A 23847-nucleotide genomic window follows, 5' to 3' on the forward strand; every position below is an offset into this window, starting at 1 on the left:
CGCCGACAGCTCAGGCCGCTTCTTCCGTCCGGTCTGGTCGTTCAGTGTCGCGGTCATCACGGCACCCTCCTCACCAGGCACAACGCCCGGCAGGTCAGGCCGGAAACACCGTTAGATCCACACTCCCTTCGGAGCTGTCGTACGGCTGCGGCAACGCCGACGGCGGCGATAGCGGCGACGGTGAGGGCAGCGGGACGGCGGGCTGCTGACCGAAGTCGCGCGGTCGTGTCGCGGATTGAGCGGGCGGCCGGGCTGGCCTTCTGCGCGGCAGTGTGGGATTGGCTCCGGACTACCGTCATCGTGCGCGTGGTGCGTCGGCGCAGTGCGTCGGCGCAGTGCGTCGGCGTGTTGCCGCATGTTGCCTGCGTTGCTGGTGAGCCGCTGGTGTCGGCCCGTTGCCGAGCTTTCTGCAGTGATCCGGCTGTCTTTCCTCGCATCGTCTGGGCCGCACCCGCCAGGCGTTGCTGGAGGCGACTTTTGATCTGGCGGGCGCTGTCACGGCCCCGGGCCTTCACATCCGTTTTGGCTGCCAGGGCCTGCACCGTGGAACTGAGCTCCGCTCGTGTCCTCTCGACCTCCTGGCGCCTGCGGTCCGGGTCGCTGTTCGCGTCCGCCATCACTCCTGCCTCCCCTTCTTGGCGGCCTGTTGTACTGACTTGACGTCGGTGCGCACGCTGTCGATGTCGACTGGGGCTTGAGAGGCATCATCCGGCTGGTCTGCTTCTTCGCGGAGAGCGCGAGCAGACCCGCTACGGCGAACAGGATCACCGCACGACCAGGGCGGCCAGCCACGCCCACATGACCTGTGCCAGTAGCAGGGTGATGGCGGCGACGAGAGCACCCGCGCCGTAGAACGTCACTCCGCCCGCTTCGCCGAACATCGCCGCGGCGGCCCCGGCGTGTTCCTTTGGCGGTCACCTCCGCGCGGGCCGAGGCCAGTTCGTCGCGCACCAGCCGGCTGATCTGATCGATGGCACGCTCGACGAGCTGCGCGACCGTGGCCTCTGCCGGCTGTGTCTGCTGAGCTTGACGCATTCGCCGGCTTGCCGTCCGGGCCGGGCACGCAGGTGTCGCCATAGGACTCCGGCACGAACAGCCGCCAGGTCAGCGCACCGTCGAAGCGGCGTCGGTCGCCGCGTGGACGCTGACGGCGATCTGGCAGTTGGCGACCTTGCCCAGCGTGCCGGAGTACTGTCGGGTCACGCATGCCGATGCCTTGCCGTCCTTGGCAAGCTCGGCGCCATCCACCACCCACGCCTGAGGCGTCACCAGGTCGATCGCGGCTGTCGCCAGCCACCGTCGCACATCGGCGATACCCTAGGTGGACGGGGTCAGGTCAGTCATCGGCTGCATCGACGTACGCCGGCCGTCGAGCGTCAGCCCACGCAGATACCGCAAACAGGTCGTCCGCTGATCCGACTGCCGCAACCCCGCGAACACCCCGCCGCGAAGTCCTCCAGCCGCGCCAGCACCCGAGCGAGTTCCCGCTCATCCGCGCACCGCACCCACACCAACACGACGCGCATACAAGCGACACACCGAATGACCCAACAAAGCACTACTAACTGGGCATTCCTCTGCGTGACGGTAGCTGTGAGTCGCGAGCGAAGTGGTGGCTGACCTGGACGAGCTTCCAAACGATCTTCAGTTCGTTCGTGTCGCGTGGTCCGAACAGCATCAGTAGCGTTGCCGGCCGTTTCCCGTCCCGCGCGATCGGATGCAGTTCTCCCCAGCCCTGCCGTTCGACCTCGGCAACAACGTCGTGCGGCAGGCAAAGGTGCAGGCTGCCGTCGGCCGGTCCGTGGAGGTGCGCGAACTCGGAGCCGATCAGGAACCGCTCGATCTCGGGACTATTTGGGGCGGGCCGCAGATGTAGCGCCCGGGTGTCCGGGAACGAGATCCCGCTTGGGCCGGTCACCACCCCCTCGAGGGTCGTCATCCGCCGCCAGAGCTCGTCTTGCAGCTCTACCGGGGCGATCTGGCTGAGCTGCTGGTGGGGAATGGCGGGACCGGTACGTGGCCGTGGCCCTTGTCTGGCCGGAAGTTCCGTCCGAATCGACATCGTCGCTTCCTCCTTGTCGGCGCGTTCACCGTGGACGGCAATAAGTTACTATCCTGGAGAAAGTAGTTACCAAGCAGAAAGTAACGTAGCCGTGGAGGATGATCCCTGCCCGATCAGTCCCGTCGTCGACTTAATCTTCGGTAGGTGGAGCAGCCAGGTGCTGTGGGTGCTGACCCATCACGACCGGCTGCGGTTCACCGAGCTCCAGCAGCGGCTACCGGCGGTCAGCCCGAAGGTACTGACCCAGCGCCTGCGACAGTTGGAGCGTGACGGCCTGGTCACACGCACATATCACGCCGAGATGCCACCACGGGTCGAGTACGAGCCGACAGATCTCGGCCGCACCCTCTCGCCCGTCTTCCAGACACTGGTGACGTGGGCGAATTCCCACCTTGACCAGGTCATCGCCGCTCGCCGCCGGTACGACGCCGCCGGACCGGTGTGACACGGCACCTCACCTTGCCCCAAGCAGGGCGCGCTCGTCGCCGGCCCTGCTTCACCTTGCCAAGAACATCACCACCGGCGAGTTGCGGTGCTACCGCTGCTGGCCCCGGCTCGGGATCCGGCAGCTGTGGAAGTCCCAGGTGCCGGAGGTGGCCGCGCACCTGGATGTCCAGGTCGAGGCGTTCCGCAACCGGCCTCTGGACTCGGAGTACTACCCGTTCGTGTGGACGGACGCGGTGACGATGAAGGTCCGCGGAGTTGGGTGGAGCGTCAACGCCCACGCCCCAATCGCTGTCGGTGTCGCCGACGGCCAGCGCGAGGTGTTGGGCCTGGACATGGCCTCCGACGAAGACGGCGCCGGCTGGGTGGCGTTCCTGCGTTCGTGACCGTGTACCGGTTCCGGTTTCTGATCCCGACCGGGCTGATCCAGCTCGGCCGCCAGGCTCGGGACCGGGCTTCACCGCAGTGATCGCGTGACGTGCCGCAGCGGGCGCATTGACGCCAAGCGGCAGGTCAAGCTGAGCGGTCAACTCGCTCACGGCCGGCACGTCCTGTTCTCTGATCACGAAGCGGCGCGACGACGATACCCACGCCAGGCTAATGCGGAAACCTCCCTGGCCAGGGCTGGGTGGCATAGCGCCGTCGACAGCTGGTGCGGCTGGCCGGCTACGACCACCGGTTACCGAAGCTTCAGTGATCGGAGACGCTTCACCGTCTGCCCGTCACACGTGTCAGCACGTGAATGCCCAGTAGCACCAACGAGCAGATCAGTGCGATGGCGCTGACGACCCCCCCGAGCGTGAGCAGGGCCATTTCGGCGTCACTCACTTCTGGTTGCAGTTGGAGGACGCCCTCGCTGTCGGGCACGCGGTGATATCCGTCGTGCGCGTTCACGTGGCGGGCTATGAGCACCAAGGCGCTGGCGCTGACCACGATCACAATGGGTAGGACCCAGCGCACCACCCGCCACGCCCCCAACGGGTCCGTCGGCGGCGGCACCGCATCTGGACGCCGGGCGAGCAGAGTTCGAGCGATCAGTCGACTGTCTTCGGTTTGTCCGTCGATCCGCACCCTCGTACCGTCGGTGAACCGCACCGAGCACTTCAGGTCCCAGCCGAGGCGGACCCAGAGGGCGCCATCATTCGATTTCACCCGGATCTCGGCCACCTGCTCCCAGGTCCAGCTCCGGTGGCCACCCGAGGCGCGGCGACCCAGGCCGTTCTCGTAGAGCTCGAAGGTCTCGTGACGGCCGCTCCGCACCGCCCTGGTCAGGTGGACCACGGCGATCGGAAGACCGCAGGCCATCGGTATCAGGCCGAGGAGCAAGGGCCTGCCGGAACCGCTGGCCGGTGCCACGCTGATCAGGTACGCCAGGAAAAGCGCACCAGCGAGGCCGATCGCCAGTGCCAGGCCACCGGTGCGCCAACGGCGTGAGACGGCCACCGGATGGGCGCTGACCAGTCGGCCGAGTCGATCACCGTCGACCATTTCCATACGTCGATCGTAACCAGTGCTGGAGTACCTGCCGCCCAGGTGAAGTTGCCCATTTGGCGGTGGTAGTAGGCGATTCATCGCCCCGAAATGTGCCAGGTGGATCCGGACAGGATGCCCTCGCCCGTCCGCGTCAACCTGTCCCGCCGCTGGTCGCAGAGGAGTGCGGTGCCAGGTTGAGCCGGACCGGACAGTCGTGGTGAGGGCCAGCGGCGGTCAGTCGAAGACCTGGTTCACCGTGACGTTGATGTGGTCGGGGTTGCTGTCGACCACGAGCCACCAGTCGTCGTCGTAGACACCTCCAGGACCACGGGGGTGGTGTCGTAGAAGCCGCCGAAGTACTCGTACTCGTCGCCGTCGAGATACGCCTGATACTCGTCGCCGTCCATCAGGCAGACCCTGGCGGGTCGAGCCCCGCAGCTCCACCTCGAACACGGCGCCACCCGCGTACGTGCCGAGGTTCCAGTAGAGGTGCTCCACACGCTATGTGTAGTGGATGGCGACGCCCGGTAGGAAGCCTGTCGGGCGAGCACGGTCGACGCGGTCTGCTCCGTTCCGGGTGCCGCAGCCGCCGGCGGCGCGGTGGCGTCACTGACGTTGCGACAGCGCGAGAATGCAGTATGGTGCGCGGCAAAAAGCCGCATTGCCGGCATTCGGTAAGGCGGTTCGCGCGTCTTGTGGGTTCGCGTCTTGTGGGTGCGGTGCCGAGATTTGTGGACCCTCGCGGCGGCCCATCTCGGCGGGGTGGCGCCCGGCTGAAATTTGAGATCATGTCGCGATGGTTGTCATCGTGCAGCTACCGGACCCTAAGACTTGGCTGGGTGCCATCGGCTACAGCAGCCTGCTGTACGCGACTCTCGACATCGCCACCGCGCTGGTGTTCCTGGTTCTGGAACCATCCGCGCTCTGGTGGTACCCACTGCCATACCTGGTCATCGGCTGGCTAGCCGGTAGCGTGCTGATCTTCATCCTTCGGACAACGGACCCATGGCGCACGACATGGCGGCCTCGCGTCGCGAAACTCGTCCTCGCGGCATGCGCCGCCCTGCTCGGACTGCTCCGGCACACGCTCGGCGGGGCGACCCCGAATGGCGACTTCGATCCGCTGTTCTACTTCCTACCGCTGCCGGCGATGGTGGTCTGCATTGCGCTGACCGGCTGGTTCCTCAGTCGGTAACTCGGCCGCATGCAGCCTGTCAATGGGCTGGCCCGCAACAGCCAGCCATGTGCATCGAGCACCGCCACCTCGGCGCCACCTTCGAGCCGCAGAATGCCGATACGGCGACACGGTGTGGACGGCCACCCGTGACGTCAGCGTGATCCGTCCCTCGTTTGCCCGCCTTATGGCGGTGTTGCTGCGACGATGCAGGGCATGGGATCAACGAACATGACGATGCTTGCCATCTCGCCCCTTGCCGGCGAGCCGATCGACCGCGCCGACGCCGAGCGGCTCGCGGGAGTGCTGAAGGCTTTCGCTGACCCGGCTCGGCTGCGTCTGCTCAGCCTGATCCAGTCGTCTCCGCAGGGCGAGGCGTCGGTGAGTGACCTCACCGCGCCGCTCGGGCTGTCCCAGCCGACCGTGAGCCATCACCTTCGGATCCTCACCGAGGCTGGCCTCCTCGAACGGGACAAGCGCGGCGTGTGGGCGTACTACCGTCTGGTGCCGTCCGCGATCGCGGGTATCGCCGAACTGTTGACGCCGCCCCGCAAGCGCGCGACGAAGAAGACCCGCTGACCAGCACTGCCGAAGACCGGCGCTGTGCCGCCTGACTCCGTCACCTGCCGTTGCACGCCGATCGATACGCGTCCGATGTCGGGAAGTCGCGGCCGGTGGGGACGCGTACGCCCGTGTAGCAGCGAATGGCGTTCTGTGTGTCCCGTGACGCGGCCTTTCGATGAATACCGCTGCCCTGCGCATCGGATCGCCGCGGTGGCCACCACATCAGACGGTGTTGCGGCCACAAACATGGCCTGCCGATCGTTGTCCACATAGGTTTCGAGCATCCGGTCTAGGTCCCAGTGCCATTGCGGTGTGTAGCCGTATCCGAGGTCACGTTCAGCCACCTGGAGAATGAGCTCCCGTGCGCCATGCAGGTTCTCGGCGGTCATGGCGCGGCGGATGACGTATCGGTCAGCGGTCATGGGGTTCTCCAAAGGTTTTTGATCGTCTGGGGGTGATGCCTTGGATGCCCAGGGACAGGGGTGTGGCTGGTGGGTCTTGCCCGTGGTGGCCCCCAGGAGTGGGCAACTTGCCGTCACCGATGGCCTGCTGCTGATTGAAATCTGCGTGTCGGTCGCTGTTTGTGGAGCTGTCGGCAGTGCCATCGACGGGGTTGAGCTGGTATCAGTGGAAACGCGCTGAAGGCAAACTCCGCCTCCAAGCCTTGATCGCTCTGGCCCGCCGCCTGATCGACGTCATCTGGGCGCTGCTGCGCCATGGCTGAGAGTTCCATCCCTCACCCCCGATCACCGTGTACGCGGTTTGACTCAGCCATTGAAACTTCTGTTGGCTGGCAGTCGATCAGTGCTCGGGTGAGGGGATGTGTCCCTCGGTCGCGTAGTGCGGTGGCGGGCAGGTCCTCGACGATGCGGCCGGCGTCGAGCACGGCGATGCGGTGGCACAGGGCTTCCAGTACGTACAGGTCGTGCGAGATGACCAGCGCCGCCATGTCGTGTTCGGCCACCAGGTCGTGCAGCAGGTCGAGGACGCCCTGTCGCAGCGGGGCATCCAGCGCCGTGACGGGCTCGTCCGCGATCAGGAGCCGGGGACGCAGCGCCAGGGCGCGGGCGATAGCGACCCGCTGGCACTGCCCGGTGCTTAGCTGGCCCGGCCGGCGGTCGCCGAGCCCGGCCAGCCCAACCCGGTCCAGCAGTGCGCCGGCACGGGTCCGGCGCTCCGCCCGAGTGCCGATTCGGTGCGCGTCGAGGGGATCGGCGACCAGCTCCCGCGCGGTACGCCACGGGTTGAGCGAGGCGCGCGGGTCCTGCGGCACGACCTGCACCAGGCGGCGCAGCGCCCGCCAGCCGGCCTCGGCGGGCAGGCGGCCGGCGATACGCAACTCGCCGCCGTCGGGTCGCTCCAGCCCGACCAGGCAGCGCAGCAGGGTTGTCTTGCCGGCGCCGCTGCGCCCCGCGATGCCGACCACCTCGCCGTCGGCCACGTCGAGGTCGACGCCGTCCAGCACCAGACCGGTGCTCCGGTACCGTTTGTGCAGTCCTCGCACCGACAGCGCGCCCGCACCCGTGCCCTGATGGGGCGCCGGCGCCGCCGGCCGTGGACGCGCGCCGTTGATGAGCCGGCGGGTGGCCTCGTGTTGCGGCGCGGCGAGTATGTCCGAGGCGGGGCCGGCCTCGGCGACCCGACCGGCGTGCAGCACGGTGACGTCGTCGGCCAGCCCGGTGGCGAGCGTGACGTCGTGGGTGACCAGCACGACCGCGGCCCCGGTGTGGGCCATCTCGCGCAGGGTCGCGGCAAGCCCGGCGCGTGCGATGCCGTCCAGGGCGGTGCTCGGTTCGTCCGCCAGCACCACCGCGGGGCGCGGCGCGATCGCCAGCCCGACGCCGAGGCGCTGCGCCATCCCACCGGACAGCTCGAAGCAGTATCGGGAGGCGACAGCACGCGGATCGGCGAAGCCCGCCTGCCGCAGCACCTGCTCCACCCGTTCGCGGCCAGCGTCACCGCCGGTCAGCCGATCCGCCTCCCGGACCAGGGAGGCGACCCGGCGAAGCGCGGTGAGCGCCTGCGCTGGATCCTGCGCGATCAGGCCGACATGCCGGCCCCGTACCCGCCGCCACGCCGACGAATGCGGCGCGGACAGGTCGACGTCCCGCTCACCGGCTCGCAGCAGCAGCCGTCGTGCCGACACCCGTCCCGGCGCTGGCACCATCCCGATCAGGGCGCGCAGCAGGGTCGTCTTGCCAGAGCCGCTCGCCCCCATCACCACGTGCACGCAGCCGGGTCGCAGGTCGAGATCGACGCCGTCGAGCACCACCTGCTGGCCGTAGGTGACGCTCAGCCCGGACACCGACATCGCTGAGGCGGTCATTCCGGCACCGCCTGACCAGCGCGGTCCAACACGTCGCGCAGCCCTTCGGCCATGCAGGTCAGGCCGAGCACGGTGACCAGCACCGCAACGCCGGGAGCGAGTACCAGGTGCGGCGCGGACCACAGCGCCGCCCGACCCTCTTGCAGCATGGACCCCCATTCGGCGCTGGGTGGCTGTGCGCCGAGGCCGAGGAAGCTCAACCCGGCCACCACGCCGATGAGCTGGGCGGCCTCCACCGCCGCCAGCACCAACACCGGCCCACGCAGCCGCGGCCACACCTCGTACCGCAGCAGCCGCCACCGGCCCGCGCCCAGCGCCCGCGCCGCCACCGCCGAGGGTTCCGCCAGCGCGGAGCGCACCAGCGACCGGGACAGCCGGGCGAACGGCGCCCACAAAACGATCAGTACCCCGGCCAGCGCGGTGCCCAGCGACGGCCCCCACAACCCGACCAGCGCCAGCGCCACCACCATCACCGGGAACGCGACCAGCAGGTCGAACAGGTGCCGCGCTGCCCGGTCCACCACCGAGCCGAGCGCTGCGACGACCGCGCCCACCACGGTGCCGACCGTCACCACCAGCGCCAGGGCCGCCGCGGTGGCCAGCAGCGTGGTCCGTCCACCGTGGAACACCCGGGCCGCCAGGTCGCGGCCGAACCGGTCGGTACCCAACCAATGCTCGTCGCTCGGGCCGGCCAGAGCCGGTCCCACACCCTGCGCAGCCGGGTCGTACCGGGAGATCAGCGGGGCCGCCACGGCCAGCAGCACCACCACGGCGACCAGCACCGCTCCTGCGATGAACAGCCCGTACCCGGCACCCCACCGCCTGACCGTCATGCCATAACCTCCGCGGCCTGCCCGACCCGCGGGTCCAACAGGTGCTGGATGACGTCCACCGCCCGGTTGACCACCACCACCACCACGACCACCAGCAGCAGGTACGCCTGCACGACCGGGTAGTCCTTGGCCGAAATGGCCGCCACCGCGTACTCCGAGACACCCGGCCACGAGAAGATCACCTCAGTGATGACCGACGCGGCCACCAGGCTAGCCAACGTCAGACCCGCGAGGGTCAGCAGCGGCGTGAACGCTGGCCGCATCACGTGCCGGAACGTCACCCGCGCCGGCGACGCACCGCGCGCCCGCGCCGCGAGCGCGTACGGGCGGCCGTACTCGCTGATCAGCGACGCCCGCAGCAGCCGCGCCACCACCGGCATCGCCCCCACCCCCAGCACCACCGCCGGTAGCCACAGGCGCCGCCAGGACGCCTCACCTGCGATGGGATAACCGATCCACTCAGCCGCGTACCGCAACGCCAAGCTGCCCAGCAGGAACGTCGGCACCGCCGTCGCGGCAAGCGACAGAAGCCGCAACACGTGGTCCAGTAACCCACCGGGCCGGCGGGCCGACAGTAACCCGATCAGCCACGCACCGGCGAGCGCGACCAGAAACCCGGCACCGCCGAGCGCCGCGCTGGCCGGTACCCGCTCGACCAACTCGTCGGCCACCGGCCGCCCGGTGCGGAAGGAGATGCCCAGGTCCAGCCGCACCACCCGACTCAGCCAGCGCACGTACTGCTCCGGGACGCTGCGGTCCAAGCCCAGTTCACGCGCCCGCTGCGCCCGCGCGGCCGCCTCCTCCTCTGAGCTGAGCAGGGCACTGGCGCCCGACTCGCCGAACTCGACGTCCACCGCGTCGCCGGGCGCCGCGCGGACCAGCACGAACACCAGCACGGATGCGACCAGCAGCAGCCCGGCCGCCGTGACCACACCCCGCGCGATCACCGCGGCAACCGTGATCGCGGCACGCCGCTCAGCCAAGGGTCATCTTCGGCTGGACGATGTTCTCGTACTGCAGCGGATGCGCCACGAAACCCGTCACCTCCTTGGCGATGCCGGTCGCCAGCACCCGCGGATGGACGGGGATCGACGGTGCCAGCTCGACCATGAGCTTGTTCAGCTCGTAGACGGCGGCCGTCCGCTCGCCTTCCTGCGCCGCGCCGGCGGCTTGGGTCAGAAGTCCCTCGATTCGCGGATCGGTGTACTTGCCATGGTTGGCGGCGCCGCCCGGTCCGATCTGCGCGGCGATCAGCTTCGCGGTGTCGCCGAGCGTGGTCCACGCCTGCGTCACCGCATCCCAGTCGCCCTTCTCGATGGACTGGTTGATCAGCGAGCTCTCCACGTTGCGGACCTGCACGTCGATGCCGAGCCGGGCCCACTGCGCCTGCAACACCTCGCCGGTGGCCGCCTCGGCGCCGAAGGTGAGCAGCCGCAGAGTCAGCTTCTTGCCGTCCTTGACGCGCTTGCCGTCCGCGCCCAGTGTCCAGCCGGCTTCGTCGAGCAGCCGCTCGGCGGTAACTTTGTCGAACCGGGTGTATCCCTGGCCGGTGGCGTCCGGGAAGGCCGGGTTGGAAGCGAGCCAGCTCGGCGCGGGCACGCTGAGCCCGCTGGTGGCTAGGCTGACCACCTCCTGCCGGTCCACCGCCCATGCGAGGGCCTGGCGGACCCGCTGGTCGGCTAGGGCGGGTGCCGCCGTCGAGGTGGGGTTGAGATAGACGGTGACGGTGTTGGCGGCGGGCTTGGCCACCAGCGACATGCCCGGCGCCGCTTCCAGCTCCTTGGCTCGCTCGGTCGGCAGGTCCTGCACGATCTCCGCCTGACCGGACAGCGCGATCTGTGCCCGTGCCTGCGGGTCGGCGACCTTACGGACCTCCACCCGGGCCAGCCCTGGGGTGCCGCCCCACCACCGGTCGTTGCGCTCCAGCACCATCTGCCGGTCTGACTCGAACCCGGTGATCCGGTACGGCCCGGTTAGGTCCGCCGTCGCCGGATCGGTCCCGGAGAAGCCGGCCGGGTAGCCGGACACGTTGTGGATGACCAGCTGGTAGTGGGCGAGGGCGTACGGCAGGCTGTACGTGGGCTCTTTGGTGGTGAACGTGACCGTCCGCTGACCCGTCGCGGCGACCGTCACGTCCTTGAGTAGCCCGGCGGCGAGGGTGTTCTCGGTGCGTGCCCGCTCCATTGACGCGACCACCGCCTTGGCGTCCACGGTGCCGCCCTTCCAGAACGTCACATTCGGCCGCAGCGTCGCCGTCCACACCGTCGGCGCGGTGGCCTCGACCTTCTCGGCCAGTTCAGGCGCCACGGTGCCGTCGGGCTGGATCCGCATCAGGCCCTCCGCGGCCCCCACCGAACGCAGATACGACGCGCTCAACTCGGCCATCGGATCCACGCTCGCGGCCAGCGCGCTAGTCGCCACCCGCAACGTGCCAGATCCTGGCTGGTCGCTTCCGTCGTTGCCGTCGCCACACCCGGCTAGCAGCAGCGCGGCGACCACCGCCGCCGCGCCAAACTTCACCCTTATGCCCGCCACCAGCCACTCCTTGCCCGCACTCGATCTCAGGGCCAGAGGTATACCATCAGTTAGTAACCGTTTTCAATTTCGAATAGCCATGATCACGGCCTGTCGCCTGAATGTGCACGAAGGGTTCCGTCCACTGGCCGCACCGGCTACCCACCGGTGTCAGCTCGGCCATGAGGCGGCCACGCATGGCGTTCGTTGCTGGCGTTGTCCAGCAGGGTGGCGATGGCTACCGGGCCGTGGAGGACATTGGTGGCGGAGGCCGCCGCCGAGCAGGCGAAAGCGGCATCGATTCCTGGTCGAGCCCGAACGCGATGGTGGCCAGCTCTTCGCCGACGCAAGAGAGTCCAAGGATGGCCAGTTGACGTCTGGTGGGCTGGCGTTGGATGCGGCCGGCGGCCCACAGCAGGACCGCCGCTCCCGTGAGGCCTTGGGCGGTGTAGAACCAGCCGACGCCGTCACCGAGCCGGTATACCCGCGCGGCGAAGAACGTCATGGTGAAGAGCGACCGGGCATACGCCACCAACTCCCTCAAGGTGGTGCCGATGCCGAAGGGTGTCAGCTACAGCTTCCGCTCCCTGGGCCGTGGTCCCGAGGGTGAGGGCCTGATCCTGGGCACCGACGGCAAGCTGTACGTCATCGACCCCGCCACCGGCGCCTTCACCAACGCGTGGCCCGTGGTTGCCGCCTGGAAGGAGCCGGTGAAGTGGCAGGAGCCCCGTCCGGCACTGTTCGTTCGCGGTGACACTGCCTACATCACCGAGCCCGCCACCAAGAAGGTGCACCGGCTCGACCTCGCCACCGGCAAGCTCGTCGGCTCGGTGGAACTACCCGCGGTCCCGAACGAGATCAGCGGGACGCTGTCGGCCCACTGATCACTTTTGAGGTGAAGGAGCCCGGACTGCGGAGACGCGGCTCGGGCCCTTCTCTTTCTGGCCCTGGCGGGTGTGACTGTCCCGAGCGGTCAGTGCGGATGCTGCTCGCGGGCACCTTGCGTCTGTCGTCACGGGCGCTAGCTGTAGTAGGAGAGCAGGAAGTCCAGGGCGGAGACCCGGGTCAGGAGGCGGGGTTCCACCTTGCGTTGAGTCGCGGTGAACCAGTGCACGTTGAACAGTTCGATCCCGATTCCGACCAGTACGTAGGCTCCGACCACCACGGCCGGGTGGGCCGGGAACAGCAGGCTCAGCGGCGTGAAACCGTACAGGGACAGCCCGGCCAGCGCGGCCCAACCCTGGTTCCAGGGGTGCCACCGGCCGATCAGCACCGCACCGACGAGTGCGCCGACGGTGTACGTGGTGGCCGCCGCCAGCACCGCTTCTGTGCCGTGGCGGTCCCGGCTGACCAGGGGAGGGCGACGGTGGTGGCGGAGTACTCGGTGGCGATCCCTGCGGTTAGGACGGCCAGCACCGACGAGCCCTCTCCGGACGAATGCTCCAGCTGGTGGATCAACGATGTCTCATGACCGGCGTACGGCCCGGACGACGTCCAGCGGCCCGACCTCGCCGGTCAGGCCGGCCTCGGCAAGGTCGGCGAGCAGGACCTCGGCCGGTGTGACGTGCCAGCGGTAGTCGGCGTGGTCCTCGTGCAGGACGGTGCCGTCGGCGTCCAGGACGCGGTAGCGCATCCGCCAGGTCACCGTGTCCGGGCCGGACGGCTCGGCGGAGCCGCCGCCCTCGTAGGTGTGGCGGCCGACCGGCACGGTGCCGAAGACGGAGAAGGGAACCGGCGTGGGTTCGGCTGGTGGTTGCAGGTTGAGCACCAGCGGTGCGCCGGGAGCGAGGCGTTCGGCGATCCGGCGAAGGAAGGTCCGGCGCCCGTCGGGGTCGAGGTGGCCGATCATGTTCATTGCCAGGACGGCGCCGAGGCGGGCGGGCAGGTCGGCGCCGAGGGCGTCGGCGGCGACGACGGTGACTCGCTGCCGCAGATCGGGCTGGGCGGCCATGCGGGACAGCAGCACCGCCCGCAGTACCGGTGACGGTTCCACCGCGACCACGTCGGTGTCCGGGACAGCTGCGGCAAGCACCTCCGTGCCGAGGCCGGTGCCGGCGCCCACGTCCAATAGGGTCGCTTCACCGACCGCACCGCCCAGCGCCTTGGTCACCGGCGTGCGCAGGGCCTGCCAGGCCGGCTCGCTGAGTAGGTGCAGGTACTCCCCGGAGATCGCATACTCGTCGCTCACCCCACCACCATAGTGGAAACCATTTCCGTTAGCGCACTACGCAGGGCGGCCCGTCCCGGGCGGGCGGCCCTGCGGGTGCTGACGTTTGGCCGGTCAGGCGGCGCCCATGGTGAACGGTCCGCCTCAGGGGCGAAGCTCAGTGCTCGTCGTAGTGGCCGGCGTGTGCCGCGTGCCGGTGGCCGTGGTGGATGTAGTCGAGGTGGTCGCCGTGCAGTACCGGGGAGTGACCGCAGCCGTCACCGTGGACGTGGTCGTGCTCTTCCGCGACCACGTGCTCGCCCGCCGCGCACTCGTCGTAGTGGTCGTCGTGCTCCTGGTGCACGTGCCCGTCGTGGAGGTAGTCGGTGTGTCCGTCGTGCGCGACCACAACGTGCCCGCACCCATCGCCGTGGCGGTGCTCGTGCTGCTCGGCGGGGCGGTGGCCCTCGATACTGCATTCGTCGTAGTGCCCGTCGTGCGCGTGGTGCAGGTGCCCGTCGTGCACGAAGTCGACGTGCCCGAGGTGCTGCACGCTCGGGTGCCCACACTCCGGCCCGTGGGTGTGGCGGTGCTCGTCGGCATGGGTGGGGTGGATGGTGCCGGTGTTCATCTGGTCCTCCGGAGGGTTGGCTCGCCTCCCGACGATACATGCGCGACTACGCATCTGTCCGGTGATCAGGGACACGCTGGCCGGGCGAAAGCGGTGACGGGCTGACGATCGCCGGAGGCAGCGCAGAAAACGAAAACCAATACCAATACCGTTAAGCTATGCATTGACCCCTCGACGAAGGAGATCTTGTGGCCGTTCCGAAGCGGAAGATGTCGCGGTCGAACACCCGGCACCGACGGGCGCAGTGGAAGGCGAGCGTGCCGCAGCTGACGCCGTGCCCGTGTCCGCGTAAGGAGATGGTGGTGCCGCACCGGGCGTGTGCGCACTGCGGTCTGTACAAGGGGCGCCAGGTGGTGGATCAGCCGTGACCGCCCGGTTGCCGGTGACGGTGCTGTCGGGGTTCCTCGGGGCGGGAAAGACCAGCCTGCTCAATCATGTGCTGGCCAACCGGGACGGGCTGCGGGTGGCGGTGATCGTGAACGACATGAGCGAGGTGAACATCGACGCCGCGCTGGTGCGCGACGGCGGGGCGCTGTCGCGGACCGAGGAGCGGCTGGTGGAGTTGACCAACGGCTGCATCTGTTGCACCCTGCGCGACGACCTGCTCGACGAGGTGGCCCGGCTGGCCCGCCGGGGCGGCTTCGACTACCTGCTGATTGAGTCCAGCGGCATCTCCGAGCCGATGCCGGTGGCCGCGACGTTCGCCTTCGGTGTGGAGGACGGGCAGGTCCTCGACGATCTGGCCCGGCTGGACACCACGGTTACGGTGGTCGACGTGGCGGGCCTGCGGGGCATGATCGAGGCGGGGGAAAGCCTGGAGGCGCGGGGGTTGGCCGCGTACGAGGGTGACGATCGCGGTGTCGCGGACCTGCTGGTGGACCAGATCGAGTTCGCCGACGTGCTGGTGGTCAACAAGACCGACCTGGTCAGCGCGGAGGAACTGGCGACGGTTGAGGCGCTGCTGACCCGCCTGAACCCGGCCGCCCGGCAGGTCCGTGCCGTGCACGGCCGGGTGCCGCCGGTGGAGCTTCTGAACACCGGCCTGTTCGACCTGGAGCGGGCGGAGACCGCGCCGGGCTGGGTCGCGGAGCTCAACGGCGGGCACGTGCCGGAGACCGAGGAGTACGGCATCTCCAGCATCGTGTTCCGCGACCACCGGCCGTTTCACCCCCAGCGGCTGTGGGACCTGCTCGCCGGTAACCTCGACGCCTACGGGGTGGTGCCCCGCTGGCTCCCGCTAGCGGGCGGCCCGTATGACCTGGTGCTGGCCATGATGACTCTGCACTATCTGCCCGAACAGCGGATCCGCGACTGGTACGGCGCGGCGCGACACCTGCTCGAGCCCGACGGGTTGCTCCTCGTCGCCGACGCCATGCCCGTTGCCCCCGCCCCCGTGCCCGCTCAGGATCAGAGCAGCGGGGCCGACCCGTGGACCGCGTGGTGGGCCGCGCTGGCCGAGGAAGCGGCGATGGCATCGCTGTTGCTTGAGCGGACGGCCGCGCTCAGCGGCCTGTACTCGGCAGAATTCGTCGCGCCGGCAGACTGGCACCGCGAGACGGCCCGGCGAGCCGGATTCACCGACGCGGCGGTGCTTCACCGACACGCCACTCACGGCCTCATGGCGTTTCGCGGATGAATACCTCACTCCCGCGCGGTGCTAGCGTGACCGTCGCCTACTGCGACGGCCACCGCTGCCGCGCCCTACGCGGCCGCAGCCCCTTGGATGCGCCTGACGGGGAGCGGGAGGACCTGACCGAGCGCCTCCGGCGGGCGGTTCGGGCCAGCCACGGCGGTGTCCTGGTCCGGGCGGAGTGCCTCGGCGCCTGCCACCGCGCACCCGCCCTGCTCCTGCTCACCGGCGCCGATCCGGCAGGCCGGCGCGGGATGCTGATCGGCCCCGTCGAGGAATCCCCGCACATCGATGCGGTTGTCGACCTCATCCGGAAGGCGGACAGCCCTGGACCTTAATGGAGCTTCGTCGACCTGGTTATTGACCAGCAGCGGCGTTCTCAGTGAGGAATGTCATTACCATCCACCCCGGCGTCGCCGTCACGCTGCCGGTGGGAAGCACCAGCGGCAGCGGTCCGGCGAGATGCGAGGACGAGGAGGCAGTGTCCATGACCAGCAGTGGGCGGTCGAACGGGACCGTTGAGGTGTTCGAGCAGGCGGCGGCGAGTTACGACCGCACCGGGGTGTCCTTCTTTGGACCCTTCGGTGCCGAACTGGTCCGCCGTGCCGGCATCCGGCCAGGAGAGCGCGTTCTTGACGTCGGCTGCGGCCGGGGAGCCGTCCTGTTCCCGGCAGCGGACGCCACCGGGTCGACCGGCCATGTCACCGGCATTGACCTGGCACCGGCCATGGTGGCGCTCACCGCGGAGGACGTCACCCGCGCCGGGCTGACCCACGTCGACGTCCGGGTGGGCGACGCCCAGCAACCCGACTTTCCGCCCGGCAGCTTCGACGTGGTCCTGGCCGGGCTGGTCGTCTTCCTGCTGCCCGACCCCAGGCAGGCCCTTCAGACGTATGCGCGGCTGCTCCGACCGGCGGGCCGGCTGGCGATCAGCACCTTCGCCGCCCAGGATCCGGCTTTCGTCGCCGCCATGGACGCCCTCGCCGCGCATCTGCCGGCGGACCGGCCCCGCCCGGCGCCGGCGGCTGCCCCGTTCGCCGACGACGGGGCGATCACCGCGACCATGGCGGCAGTCGGCCTCGCTGTCACCGCGATCCGTGAGCACCGGCTGGAGAGCCACTTTCATAACGTGGACCACTGGATGGAGTGGATGTGGTCGCACGGAGGACGCGCGCTGCTGTCGCACATCCCAGCCGACCGTCTCGACGCCGCGACCGCCGACGCCGCTCGCGCGCTCGAACCCGCCCGCCTGTCCGGCGGCGGCCTAACCTTGACCACCGCTATCCGGGTCACCGTCGCGACACCGTACCCCGCCGCCGCGCAGCCGGAACCGTCGTAACGATCAGTACGGCGAGACCACACTCGATGCGGGGTGTCGGTCCCAGCGACGCATAATGGTGACATCGCAGGTAGAAGGTGAGACCCGAAGCGTCCCGCAGGCTACGGCCGCCAGCACAGGAGGAGGCATCCCGGTGACCCAGGCGATGCCGAAAGTGACCCGCAACACCCGCCAACGTGGCGAGGTGCTGGCGCTGCTGCGCGAGGTCGAGGGCTTCCATTCGGCGCAGCACCTGCATCAGATGCTGCTCGCCCGGAAAGCGCGCGTCGGCCTCACCACCGTGTACCGGACGCTGCAGTTGCTGGTCGAGGCCGGCGAGGTCGACTCCACCCGGCTACCCGGCGGCGAGCAGTTGTTCCGCCGGTGCAGCCAGAGCAAACACCATCACCATCTGGTCTGCCGGGAGTGCGGACGCACGGTGGAGGTGGCCGGGCCGGCCGTGGAACGGTGGGCCGACCAGGTGGCCGCCCAGCACGGCTTCACCGACGTCGGCCACACCCTGGAGATCTTCGGCATCTGCGCGGAGTGCTCCTGCTGATCTCTGCCCCGAGCGCGGGCAGCTGCGCCGCGGCCTCCTTGCTGGCGCCGAGCGCCACCGCGAGATGCTGGTTGTCGTCGGCGTCGATAGCCAGCACCGGCCGGCGGCGGCGAGGTAGCGAGTGAAGAGGGCCGCCAGCGTGGTCTTGCCGCTGCCGCCCTTACCGACAAACGCGATCTTCATTCAGGCTGCTCATCGCCGCGGGGTGAGGGGCATTTCCACCGGGGCACCGTAACGGCGTGCCGTCTCGTGTCGCGCGGACTTGGTGAAACTCATCCCTGGTCATATCGATTCCCGCTTCACGGTCCGGCCGTGCAGCTTTGCCGTACTCATCGTCACGTGCTGGCGCAGGCCGCGCAGATGCCCTTGACGTCGAGTCGGTCGGGGCGCGGGGTGAAGCCGGTGTGCTGGTGCAGCTCGGTGAGCCAGCTGGTCACGATGTCGGGTGGGCACTCGGTCACCGTGTCGCAGCGGGTGCAGATCAGATGCTGGTGTGGTGCCGTATCGCAGTGGCGGTAAGCGCGTTGGCCGTCGAGCTCGAAGGTGTGCAGTAGTCCGGCGTCGGCGAGGTTATGCAGCGCTCGGTAGACGGTGGTCAGGCCGATGTGCTGCACGGAGTGGTTGAGTTCGGCGTGTACCTCCTGGGCGGTGAGCGGGCGGGAACGTCCGATCAGCAGCGCCAGGACGGCGCGGCGCTGCGGAGTGGGCGTTAAACCCACGACCCGTAACTGCGCGTCCGGAACTAGGGGGGCTGGCATGGCGGGTCAGGGGCGTACGCCGATGTGCACGCTGCGGGCGGAGAGCGGGTGCAGGTCGTCGCGGTGGCCCAGCCACTGCTCGTCCGCCGGATCGAGGAGACGGTCCCAGGCATCGAGATCGGTGGCGGTGAGCAGACCGCTGGGCCGTAACCAGGCGACCCGTCGGGCGAGGGCGTCCAGCACGGCCCGCCGGGTGATGTCGGGCAGCGGTGGTGGCTGCTCGTTGAGGGTGGTGCGGGTGGTCACGGTGACAGACCGGCGCGGCGTAGCGCTTGGGTCCACCCGTACGGCATCCGGCGACTGTCGGGAAGCTCTGCCCGCATCTGGGTGAACCAGCGGTCCTGGGCGGCGTTGAGCCGGACTTCCAGGCCGGGTTGGCCCAGGCCGACGTCCCAGGGTAGGTGGTGCTCCGGTAGGCCGCCCTCGGCGAGGGCGAGGCGCCCGCCGGGCGCGAGCAGGCTGGCGAGTGCGGTGACTGCGGCCTGCTGGTCTCTGACGTGGTGCACCGCCGTCGACGCCCAGACCAGGTCAGCCGGAGCGCCGAGCGTCTCGCGCAGGATGGCCGTCTCGGTGGGGATGTCGGCGCGCAGTGGCTCGATGCATACCCGTGGGTCCGACCATTCGGCGCGGATATGGTCGCTGGCAGCGTGGAGGACGGCTGGGCGAGCGTCCACCGCGACCACCCGGCCGCAGGTGATCATCCGGGCGATGGCGAGGGCCATCCCGGCGGCGCCGCAGCCGACGTCGACCGCGAGCCGGTCGTCGGGGGTGACCAGCTCGCGGGCGATCGTCAGGTGCCAGGCCTGGTCCTGCCGGGCGGCGTCGACCAGCTGCGGTGCCAGTTCGGTCCAGTCGACGGGCGTGCTGGTGCTCATTTGCCCTGGGGTCCGCGGCGGGCGTACTTCTGACGGAATTTCTCGACGCGGCCGGCGGTGTCGAGCAGGCGCTGCTTTCCGGTCCAGAAGGGGTGACTGGCTGAGGAGATCTGCACGTCGATGACGGGGTAGGTGTTGCCGTCGGTCCACTCGATGGTCTGGTCGCTGGTGGCGGTGGAGCGGGTGAGGAAGGCGAAGTCGGCGCCCTTGTCGCGGTAGACGACGGGCCGGTACTCGGGGTGGATTCCGGGCTTCATGCGGGTTGTGCTCCTTCGATGTCGATGTCGGTCAGCTCGTCGACCTCAAGGGGGAAGCAGCCGGCGAACGGGTCGTGGTAGGTGCGCCAGGTCTCCTCGCCGTCGGCGAGTTCGGCGTCGGTGAGCAGGCAGCCGGCGAGGGCGTGGTGCAGCTCGACGGCATTGAGGTCGAGGCCGATGAACACCAGGTATTGGTGCCGGTCGCCGTAGTAGGGATCCCAGTCCAGGGCGGCGGCGAGGCGGCGCTGGTCGCAGACGTGCTCCCAGCGGTCCTCGGGGAGGCTCACCAGCCAGTGCCCGAGGGAGCCCATGGCCAGACCGCCGCCGGCGAACTCCCAGGCCACCACGGTGTCTGGCTGGCTTGCCAGCCAGAGGTGGCCCCGGGAACGGATCACCTCGGCGTTGACCTCTTCGAGGACGTTGTGCAGGCGCTGTGGATGGAACGGCCGGCGGGCACGGAAGACGGCGGAGACGACCCCGCAGTCGGGCTCGGGCTCGTGGGCGCCGAGGAGGTAGCCCTGCAGCCCGCGGGCGAGCACTCCCGGGGTCTCCGGCCGGTGTCGACGGGTATGACGCAGCTGACGGGTCAGCGTGCTGGCATCCACACGGTCGCCGTCGACCCGGATGTGAGCAGCCCAGGGTGCCATCCGCTGCAGCAGGACCGACAACCGGCCGGTGTCGAACTCGTCCTTTCGGGACTGCCCCCAGAGCACCAGGGTGTCGGCGTATTCGATCTGCCGGACCACGACGTCGGCTAGCGCACGGTGGTCGTCCTCGGCGGCCTGGATACCGAGCGAGGCGAGGTCGTCGGTGCTGGCCAGGCCGTCGAGCAGATGCTCGGCGTCGATGACGGTGACGTAGGAGTCGACGCGGAGAAAATCGGTGATCGGCGCGCCGTCGACGAGGCAGTGGGCGCAGGCGGCGGCGACCGCCTCGGGTTCGGCCACCTCGGGCAGTATCAGTATCAGGTCCTGGCCGGGGTGGCTGCGGGTGAGCCGGACGAGGGTGGGCAGCACGTCCTCGCGCAGCGTGCAGGAGACACAGCCATGCCGCAGCCCGACCGGCTCGTCCTCGATGATCCCGGCGCCGGAGCGGACCACCCGGCGGACGACGCCGTTGCGCATTCCGGTGAGGTCGTGCCGCACCAGCAGCAGCAACTCATCGGCGGCGAGCAGCGCGCGGGCGACGGCGAAGGTCGCCGCCGGCCAGAACCCGGAGAGCACGGTCAGCGACGGGCGGGTATCGGCGTCGGCTGTCACGGCATGAATTGGAGCCCGTGGTGACGACGACATCGTGTTCCTCTCGACTTACCTGAAAACGATTGTCATTCTAGACACATGCGAACTGTTGACGCGAACGGTGATGTGCTGGCGGGTGCGGCCGAGGCGCGACAGGTCGACGAGTTCCTCACCGTCGCGGTCCAACTGAGACTCGGCTCAGGTGCTCGTGAGCAGGACATCGACCGCTTCATTGCTCTGCTGGCGTTGCTGAGCGGTCACCAGTGGCCGGCGTCGCCGTCGGCTCGCAACGCGGATGCAGGCCTGCGAATCCATCCGCAGGCGCGAGCGGTCTACCGCGGCGGCGCCGAGGTCGTGCTGACCCGTCGGGAGTACGACCTGCTGTGGTGCCTGGTCGAACACCCGCGCCAGGTCTTCACCCGGCTGCAGATGCTGGACCGGGTTTGGGTCAGCCCTACACGAGCCCCTGCAGCGTCGACGTCCACGTCCGGCGTCTGCGCGCGAAGACCGGCGTCGACCTGCCGGTGGTGACGGCGCTGCGTGGCGTGGGCTACCGCCTGGGCGCCGACTGCTCCGTCAAGGTCGTCGATGACCCCGGCATGGAACTGACCGATCAGCTGATGCAAGACTGAAAACCATTGTCGTTATCGTTGTCGAGTTTGAGTGAGGAGTTATCACTGTGTCCAGACGTTGTGACGTCACCGGGGCGAAGCCGAGCTTCGGCAACGCCGTGTCCCACTCCCACCGGCGCACCCGCCGCCGGTGGAACCCCAACCTGCAGAACCACCGCTACTGGCTGCCCTCCGAGCGGCGGTGGATCCGGCTGACCCTGACCGCCAAGGCGCTGAAGACCGTGGACCGCAAGGGCATCGAGAAGGTCGTGGCCGAGCTGCGCGCCCGTGGGGTGACTCTCTGATGGCCCGGCAGACCGACGTCCGCCCGATCGTGCGGCTGCGCAGCACCGCCGGCACCGGCTACACGTACGTCACCCGCAAGAACCGCCGTAACGACCCCGACCGGCTGGTGCTGCGCAAGTACGACCCGGTGGTACGCCGGCACGTCGAGTTCCGCGAGGCACGCTGATGGCCAAGAAGAGCCTGGGCAACCGGCAGGCGCGGCGCGAGGAACTGGTGGCTCGACACGCTGAGGCGCGGGCGGAGCTGAAGCGGCTGGTCGCTCACCCGGACACCGATCCGGACGTACGTGCCGAGGCGGTTCGTGGGCTCAGCCGGCTGCCGCGCGACTCCAGTCCGGTGCGGCTGCGGTCGCGCGACCAGATTGACGGCCGCCCGCGGGGGGTGCTGACCCGGTTCGGGCTCTCCCGGGTGCGGTTCCGCGAGTTGGCCCTGCGCGGCGAGATGCCCGGGGTGCGCAAGGCGTCGTGGTGAAGTCGCCACAGCCCGGGCCGGAGACGCCGGGCGGCGCAGCACCGCCGGTTCCGGTCGCATCTACCACCGGGCGCAGGCGTGCGCGGTGTGAAAGGGGAGGTATGAATGCGACAGTGAGGGCTCGCGGTTTCGCGGCCCTGGTCGCCGGGGCGGTGGTGGTCGCCGGCACGGTACTGGCGCCCACGGCTGCGTCGGCGGCGGAGAAGGTGGTGCTGTCCAAAGGGCACACCGACGCGGTCGACGTGCACTACGAGGGTGGTGCGCTGTCGTTGAAGGTCAATGACGACACGGTCAGCCCCGCGGTGAAGCGGGACCCGGCGGACGTGACGTTCCAGGTCCTGCCGGAGGCGGCCATGGCCGTTCCGGACGATCCCCGGTTCGCCTTCCTCGGGCCGGCGGGGAGCCCAGTGTGGCTGCTGCCGATGACCCAGGACCCGGATCTGCTCTGGCCGGGTTGGAACACCACGACGCTCGACTCCGGGGTGTTCGAGGGAAACAAGGTGCGGCTGAGCCTGGTCGGCGTGCAGGGGCCAGGCACCGTCACGCTGTTCACGCAGGACTCGTTCGGCGGTCCGATCATCAAGTTTCGCGGTGATGACGGGCTGCCGGACGCGATTGATGTGCCGGTGAAAACCCACGCGCACTCGAACTGGGCGTTCAGTGCGCTGGGCAGCTACACGCTGACGTTCCAGGCAGACGCGACGCTGGCCAACGGAACGACGGTCAGCACCGGGCCGGTCGACTACTCGTTCGTCGTCGGCGAGCTGTCCGGCGGCGGGCCGGAGGTCGGCCTGTCAATCAGTGGCATGGCCGACGAGTACCAGCCCAACGACACCGTCACGCTCAACGCGGTGCAGACCCCGCAGACCGAGCTGGACCGCTACCACTGGTTCAGCAAGTGCCCCGGCGCGGACGACTGGACCGTCATCGCGGGTGAGGCGGGCGCCAGCTATTCCTTTACCGCGACCCGGAAGCTGAACGCCTGTGAGTACGTGGTCAAGCTGTACGACGACGAAGCTGTGGTCGCGACCAGTGAGCCGGTGACGCTCTGGGTGGCGTTCCCGCCGCAGGAGCCGGGCACCTCGCAGACGATCAGCGCGTCGATCGACGAGACACAGGGCTCCCTGGTTATCAGCGTCAACCCGGACGACCGGGCCGTGGTGCTGCCGCCCGCGCAGCTCACCGCTCGCGGCGACCGGTGGGAGAGCAACGGTGAGCTCCGGCCGGTCACGGTGACCGACACCCGCGCCGGTCAGCCGGGATGGAGCGCCTCCGGGCAGATTCCGGCCGACTTCACCGGCCCGGGCGGTGCGACGTTCAGCGCCGGCTACCTCGGCTGGAGCCCTCGAGTGCTGACTCAGGGTTCCGGACAGGGCGTGGTGGCCGGCCCGGAGGTGGCACCGTACGTCGTCGGGACCGGCGGTGGTCTGGGCGCCAGCGCGGTGCTGGGCTCTGCCTCGGCCGGCGCCGGTCGGGGTACCGCACAACTCGGCGCGGGCCTGCGGCTGAGCCTGCCCACCGAGACGGCCGCAGGAACCTACACCGCGACCCTCACCCTCACCGCGATCTGATCGCCCGAACCCGCCCGGTGGCCGGCACCGTGCCACGTCACCCGGGCGGTCGCGGGGTGGGCGGGCGTTGCCGCGCCCGCCCACCC

At 69.4% G+C, this 23847-nt stretch carries 31 protein-coding genes and 4 pseudogenes; 15 read left to right on the top strand and 20 right to left on the bottom strand.

Features of this window, described 5'->3' with window-relative positions:
• Positions 1-56 precede the first annotated feature (56 nt).
• The 4 genes and pseudogenes from E1166_RS32100 to E1166_RS18000 all read right to left on the bottom strand — a co-directional run bounded on the left by E1166_RS32100 (position 57) and on the right by E1166_RS18000 (position 2062).
• A complete protein-coding gene (locus E1166_RS32100; protein ID WP_243710415.1) occupies positions 57-617 on the bottom strand; it encodes a DUF3618 domain-containing protein in 561 nt (186 codons plus the stop codon).
• Positions 617-1035 (bottom strand): annotated as a pseudogene (locus E1166_RS17990) (phage holin family protein). The gene E1166_RS32100 and the pseudogene E1166_RS17990 overlap by 1 nt, the downstream one beginning before the upstream one ends.
• A pseudogene (locus E1166_RS17995) lies at positions 1034-1526 on the bottom strand (transposase); the annotation flags it as partial. The pseudogenes E1166_RS17990 and E1166_RS17995, both read right to left, overlap by 2 nt.
• Positions 1527-1561: 35 nt before the next feature.
• Entirely contained in the window at positions 1562-2062 is a 501-nt protein-coding gene (locus E1166_RS18000; protein WP_132340358.1) for a luciferase family protein, read from the bottom strand.
• A 91-nt stretch (positions 2063-2153) separates the two neighbouring features.
• Between E1166_RS18000 and E1166_RS32105 the strand changes: the two genes are divergently transcribed.
• Together E1166_RS32105 and E1166_RS18010 are read left to right on the top strand one after the other, a co-directional pair.
• Positions 2154-2507: a helix-turn-helix domain-containing protein gene (locus E1166_RS32105; RefSeq protein ID WP_279433225.1), complete on the top strand. Its 354-nt coding sequence runs from the start codon at positions 2154-2156 to the stop codon at positions 2505-2507.
• 109 nt (positions 2508-2616) lie between these two features.
• Positions 2617-2886, top strand: a pseudogene (locus tag E1166_RS18010) (transposase); the annotation flags it as partial.
• A gap of 328 nt (positions 2887-3214) precedes the next feature.
• Here E1166_RS18010 and E1166_RS18015 read toward each other — a convergent pair.
• Together E1166_RS18015 and E1166_RS32110 are read right to left on the bottom strand one after the other, a co-directional pair.
• Positions 3215-4000: a hypothetical protein gene (locus E1166_RS18015; protein WP_132340362.1), complete on the bottom strand. Its 786-nt coding sequence runs from the start codon at positions 3998-4000 to the stop codon at positions 3215-3217.
• A gap of 230 nt (positions 4001-4230) precedes the next feature.
• Positions 4231-4386, bottom strand: coding sequence for a DUF1883 domain-containing protein (locus E1166_RS32110; RefSeq protein WP_243710410.1), 156 nt, complete (start codon positions 4384-4386; stop codon positions 4231-4233).
• Positions 4387-4775: 389 nt separating this feature from the next.
• Between E1166_RS32110 and E1166_RS18025 the strand changes: the two genes are divergently transcribed.
• Positions 4776-5174, top strand: coding sequence for a hypothetical protein (locus E1166_RS18025; RefSeq protein WP_132340364.1), 399 nt, complete (start codon positions 4776-4778; stop codon positions 5172-5174).
• 216 nt (positions 5175-5390) lie between these two features.
• Positions 5391-5732 carry a metalloregulator ArsR/SmtB family transcription factor gene (locus tag E1166_RS18030; protein ID WP_207914321.1) on the top strand — a complete coding sequence of 114 codons (342 nt, stop codon included), beginning with the start codon at positions 5391-5393 and terminating at the stop codon, positions 5730-5732.
• Between the two features lie 721 nt (positions 5733-6453).
• Here the strand turns inward: E1166_RS18030 and E1166_RS18040 are convergent.
• The 5 genes from E1166_RS18040 to E1166_RS18060 form a co-directional block, all read right to left on the bottom strand.
• The gene (locus tag E1166_RS18040) at positions 6454-8043 is read right to left on the bottom strand and encodes an ABC transporter ATP-binding protein (RefSeq protein WP_132340368.1); all 1590 of its coding nucleotides are present in this window, start codon (positions 8041-8043) and stop codon (positions 6454-6456) included.
• Positions 8040-8876, bottom strand: a complete 837-nt coding sequence (locus tag E1166_RS18045; RefSeq protein WP_132340370.1) for an ABC transporter permease — start codon at positions 8874-8876, stop codon at positions 8040-8042. The genes E1166_RS18040 and E1166_RS18045 overlap by 4 nt, the downstream gene beginning before the upstream one ends.
• A complete protein-coding gene (locus tag E1166_RS18050) occupies positions 8873-9859 on the bottom strand; it encodes an ABC transporter permease (RefSeq protein ID WP_132340372.1) in 987 nt (328 codons plus the stop codon). The genes E1166_RS18045 and E1166_RS18050 overlap by 4 nt, the downstream gene beginning before the upstream one ends.
• Complete coding sequence (locus tag E1166_RS18055; protein WP_132340374.1) at positions 9852-11411, bottom strand: ABC transporter substrate-binding protein; 1560 nt, start codon at positions 11409-11411, stop codon at positions 9852-9854. Before E1166_RS18055 ends, E1166_RS18050 begins: the two co-directional genes overlap by 8 nt.
• Before the next feature lie 217 nt (positions 11412-11628).
• On the bottom strand, positions 11629-11895 hold the full coding sequence (locus E1166_RS18060; RefSeq protein WP_132340376.1) for a hypothetical protein: 267 nt from the start codon (positions 11893-11895) through the stop codon (positions 11629-11631).
• On the opposite strand from E1166_RS18060, the gene E1166_RS18065 reads away from it, so the two are divergent.
• Positions 11894-12274 carry a hypothetical protein gene (locus tag E1166_RS18065; protein WP_243710411.1) on the top strand — a complete coding sequence of 127 codons (381 nt, stop codon included), beginning with the start codon at positions 11894-11896 and terminating at the stop codon, positions 12272-12274. The two genes, E1166_RS18060 and E1166_RS18065, sit on opposite strands and share 2 nt — an antisense overlap.
• Before the next feature lie 137 nt (positions 12275-12411).
• Here the strand turns inward: E1166_RS18065 and E1166_RS18070 are convergent, their stop codons facing one another.
• The 3 genes from E1166_RS18070 to E1166_RS18080 form a co-directional block, all read right to left on the bottom strand.
• The gene (locus E1166_RS18070; protein WP_207914317.1) at positions 12412-12711 is read right to left on the bottom strand and encodes a hypothetical protein; all 300 of its coding nucleotides are present in this window, start codon (positions 12709-12711) and stop codon (positions 12412-12414) included.
• 144 nt (positions 12712-12855) lie between these two features.
• Entirely contained in the window at positions 12856-13578 is a 723-nt protein-coding gene (locus E1166_RS18075) for a class I SAM-dependent methyltransferase (RefSeq protein ID WP_132340378.1), read from the bottom strand.
• Positions 13579-13714: 136 nt separating this feature from the next.
• Positions 13715-14167 carry a hypothetical protein gene (locus E1166_RS18080; protein ID WP_132340380.1) on the bottom strand — a complete coding sequence of 151 codons (453 nt, stop codon included), beginning with the start codon at positions 14165-14167 and terminating at the stop codon, positions 13715-13717.
• 188 nt (positions 14168-14355) lie between these two features.
• Here E1166_RS18080 and rpmF point away from each other — a divergent pair, with 188 nt between their 5' ends.
• From rpmF to E1166_RS18105, 5 genes are all read left to right on the top strand, one after another.
• On the top strand, positions 14356-14535 hold the full coding sequence (gene rpmF / locus E1166_RS18085; RefSeq protein ID WP_132340382.1) for a 50S ribosomal protein L32: 180 nt from the start codon (positions 14356-14358) through the stop codon (positions 14533-14535).
• Entirely contained in the window at positions 14532-15803 is a 1272-nt protein-coding gene (locus E1166_RS18090; protein WP_165944368.1) for a GTP-binding protein, read from the top strand. The genes rpmF and E1166_RS18090 overlap by 4 nt, the downstream gene beginning before the upstream one ends.
• A 26-nt stretch (positions 15804-15829) precedes the next feature.
• Positions 15830-16135 carry a (2Fe-2S) ferredoxin domain-containing protein gene (locus E1166_RS18095; protein ID WP_132340384.1) on the top strand — a complete coding sequence of 102 codons (306 nt, stop codon included), beginning with the start codon at positions 15830-15832 and terminating at the stop codon, positions 16133-16135.
• A gap of 149 nt (positions 16136-16284) precedes the next feature.
• Positions 16285-17136, top strand: a complete 852-nt coding sequence (locus E1166_RS18100; RefSeq protein ID WP_132340386.1) for a methyltransferase domain-containing protein — start codon at positions 16285-16287, stop codon at positions 17134-17136.
• 145 nt (positions 17137-17281) lie between these two features.
• Positions 17282-17674 carry a transcriptional repressor gene (locus tag E1166_RS18105; RefSeq protein WP_132340398.1) on the top strand — a complete coding sequence of 131 codons (393 nt, stop codon included), beginning with the start codon at positions 17282-17284 and terminating at the stop codon, positions 17672-17674.
• A 28-nt stretch (positions 17675-17702) separates the two neighbouring features.
• Here the strand turns inward: E1166_RS18105 and E1166_RS32725 are convergent.
• The 6 genes and pseudogenes from E1166_RS32725 to E1166_RS18130 all read right to left on the bottom strand — a co-directional run.
• A pseudogene (locus E1166_RS32725) lies at positions 17703-17857 on the bottom strand (ATP-binding protein); the annotation flags it as partial.
• A gap of 152 nt (positions 17858-18009) precedes the next feature.
• Complete coding sequence (locus tag E1166_RS18115) at positions 18010-18432, bottom strand: Fur family transcriptional regulator (protein WP_132340388.1); 423 nt, start codon at positions 18430-18432, stop codon at positions 18010-18012.
• Positions 18433-18438: 6 nt separating this feature from the next.
• Complete coding sequence (locus E1166_RS32115) at positions 18439-18678, bottom strand: hypothetical protein (protein ID WP_243710412.1); 240 nt, start codon at positions 18676-18678, stop codon at positions 18439-18441.
• Positions 18675-19307, bottom strand: a complete 633-nt coding sequence (locus E1166_RS18120; RefSeq protein WP_243710413.1) for a class I SAM-dependent methyltransferase — start codon at positions 19305-19307, stop codon at positions 18675-18677. Before E1166_RS18120 ends, E1166_RS32115 begins: the two co-directional genes overlap by 4 nt.
• On the bottom strand, positions 19304-19564 hold the full coding sequence (locus E1166_RS18125) for a type B 50S ribosomal protein L31 (RefSeq protein ID WP_132340390.1): 261 nt from the start codon (positions 19562-19564) through the stop codon (positions 19304-19306). The genes E1166_RS18120 and E1166_RS18125 overlap by 4 nt, the downstream gene beginning before the upstream one ends.
• A complete protein-coding gene (locus E1166_RS18130; RefSeq protein WP_132340392.1) occupies positions 19561-20856 on the bottom strand; it encodes a GTP-binding protein in 1296 nt (431 codons plus the stop codon). The genes E1166_RS18125 and E1166_RS18130 overlap by 4 nt, the downstream gene beginning before the upstream one ends.
• A 45-nt stretch (positions 20857-20901) precedes the next feature.
• On the opposite strand from E1166_RS18130, the gene E1166_RS18135 reads away from it, so the two are divergent.
• The 5 genes from E1166_RS18135 (at position 20902) to E1166_RS18155 (ending at position 23761) form a co-directional block, all read left to right on the top strand.
• The gene (locus E1166_RS18135) at positions 20902-21333 is read left to right on the top strand and encodes a winged helix-turn-helix domain-containing protein (RefSeq protein ID WP_243710414.1); all 432 of its coding nucleotides are present in this window, start codon (positions 20902-20904) and stop codon (positions 21331-21333) included.
• Positions 21334-21481: 148 nt separating this feature from the next.
• Positions 21482-21718: a 50S ribosomal protein L28 gene (gene rpmB, locus E1166_RS18140; RefSeq protein WP_132334986.1), complete on the top strand. Its 237-nt coding sequence runs from the start codon at positions 21482-21484 to the stop codon at positions 21716-21718.
• Positions 21718-21885, top strand: a complete 168-nt coding sequence (gene rpmG, locus E1166_RS18145) for a 50S ribosomal protein L33 (RefSeq protein ID WP_013287204.1) — start codon at positions 21718-21720, stop codon at positions 21883-21885. Before rpmB ends, rpmG begins: the two co-directional genes overlap by 1 nt.
• Positions 21885-22190 carry a 30S ribosomal protein S14 gene (gene rpsN, locus E1166_RS18150; RefSeq protein WP_132340394.1) on the top strand — a complete coding sequence of 102 codons (306 nt, stop codon included), beginning with the start codon at positions 21885-21887 and terminating at the stop codon, positions 22188-22190. Before rpmG ends, rpsN begins: the two co-directional genes overlap by 1 nt.
• A 101-nt stretch (positions 22191-22291) precedes the next feature.
• Positions 22292-23761, top strand: a complete 1470-nt coding sequence (locus tag E1166_RS18155) for a choice-of-anchor M domain-containing protein (protein WP_207914319.1) — start codon at positions 22292-22294, stop codon at positions 23759-23761.
• Positions 23762-23847: the final 86 nt, after the last annotated feature.

The organism is Micromonospora sp. KC213, assembly GCF_004348325.1.
Lineage (GTDB): Bacteria > Actinomycetota > Actinomycetes > Mycobacteriales > Micromonosporaceae > Micromonospora.

Excerpts from the sequence above, each read along its gene's own strand:
- E1166_RS18040 (WP_132340368.1), bottom strand. The coding sequence starts at position 8,043 with ATGACCGCCTCAGCGATGTCGGTGTCCGGGCTGAGCGTCACCTACGGC.
- E1166_RS32100 (WP_243710415.1), bottom strand. The coding sequence starts at position 617 with ATGGCGGACGCGAACAGCGACCCGGACCGCAGGCGCCAGGAGGTCGAG.
- E1166_RS32110 (WP_243710410.1), bottom strand. The coding sequence starts at position 4,386 with ATGGACGGCGACGAGTATCAGGCGTATCTCGACGGCGACGAGTACGAG.
- E1166_RS18130 (WP_132340392.1), bottom strand. The coding sequence starts at position 20,856 with ATGTCGTCGTCACCACGGGCTCCAATTCATGCCGTGACAGCCGACGCC.
- E1166_RS18155 (WP_207914319.1), top strand. The coding sequence starts at position 22,292 with ATGAATGCGACAGTGAGGGCTCGCGGTTTCGCGGCCCTGGTCGCCGGG.
- rpsN (WP_132340394.1), top strand. The coding sequence starts at position 21,885 with ATGGCCAAGAAGAGCCTGGGCAACCGGCAGGCGCGGCGCGAGGAACTG.
- E1166_RS18030 (WP_207914321.1), top strand. The coding sequence starts at position 5,391 with ATGCTTGCCATCTCGCCCCTTGCCGGCGAGCCGATCGACCGCGCCGAC.
- E1166_RS18125 (WP_132340390.1), bottom strand. The coding sequence starts at position 19,564 with ATGAAGCCCGGAATCCACCCCGAGTACCGGCCCGTCGTCTACCGCGAC.
- E1166_RS18115 (WP_132340388.1), bottom strand. The coding sequence starts at position 18,432 with ATGCCAGCCCCCCTAGTTCCGGACGCGCAGTTACGGGTCGTGGGTTTA.
- E1166_RS18135 (WP_243710414.1), top strand. The coding sequence starts at position 20,902 with ATGCGAACTGTTGACGCGAACGGTGATGTGCTGGCGGGTGCGGCCGAG.
- E1166_RS18045 (WP_132340370.1), bottom strand. The coding sequence starts at position 8,876 with ATGACGGTCAGGCGGTGGGGTGCCGGGTACGGGCTGTTCATCGCAGGA.
- E1166_RS18105 (WP_132340398.1), top strand. The coding sequence starts at position 17,282 with ATGCCGAAAGTGACCCGCAACACCCGCCAACGTGGCGAGGTGCTGGCG.
- E1166_RS18015 (WP_132340362.1), bottom strand. The coding sequence starts at position 4,000 with ATGGAAATGGTCGACGGTGATCGACTCGGCCGACTGGTCAGCGCCCAT.
- E1166_RS18080 (WP_132340380.1), bottom strand. The coding sequence starts at position 14,167 with ATGAACACCGGCACCATCCACCCCACCCATGCCGACGAGCACCGCCAC.
- E1166_RS18060 (WP_132340376.1), bottom strand. The coding sequence starts at position 11,895 with ATGACGTTCTTCGCCGCGCGGGTATACCGGCTCGGTGACGGCGTCGGC.
- E1166_RS18000 (WP_132340358.1), bottom strand. The coding sequence starts at position 2,062 with ATGTCGATTCGGACGGAACTTCCGGCCAGACAAGGGCCACGGCCACGT.
- E1166_RS18025 (WP_132340364.1), top strand. The coding sequence starts at position 4,776 with ATGGTTGTCATCGTGCAGCTACCGGACCCTAAGACTTGGCTGGGTGCC.
- E1166_RS18120 (WP_243710413.1), bottom strand. The coding sequence starts at position 19,307 with ATGAGCACCAGCACGCCCGTCGACTGGACCGAACTGGCACCGCAGCTG.
- E1166_RS18065 (WP_243710411.1), top strand. The coding sequence starts at position 11,894 with ATGGTGAAGAGCGACCGGGCATACGCCACCAACTCCCTCAAGGTGGTG.
- rpmG (WP_013287204.1), top strand. The coding sequence starts at position 21,718 with ATGGCCCGGCAGACCGACGTCCGCCCGATCGTGCGGCTGCGCAGCACC.
- E1166_RS18100 (WP_132340386.1), top strand. The coding sequence starts at position 16,285 with ATGACCAGCAGTGGGCGGTCGAACGGGACCGTTGAGGTGTTCGAGCAG.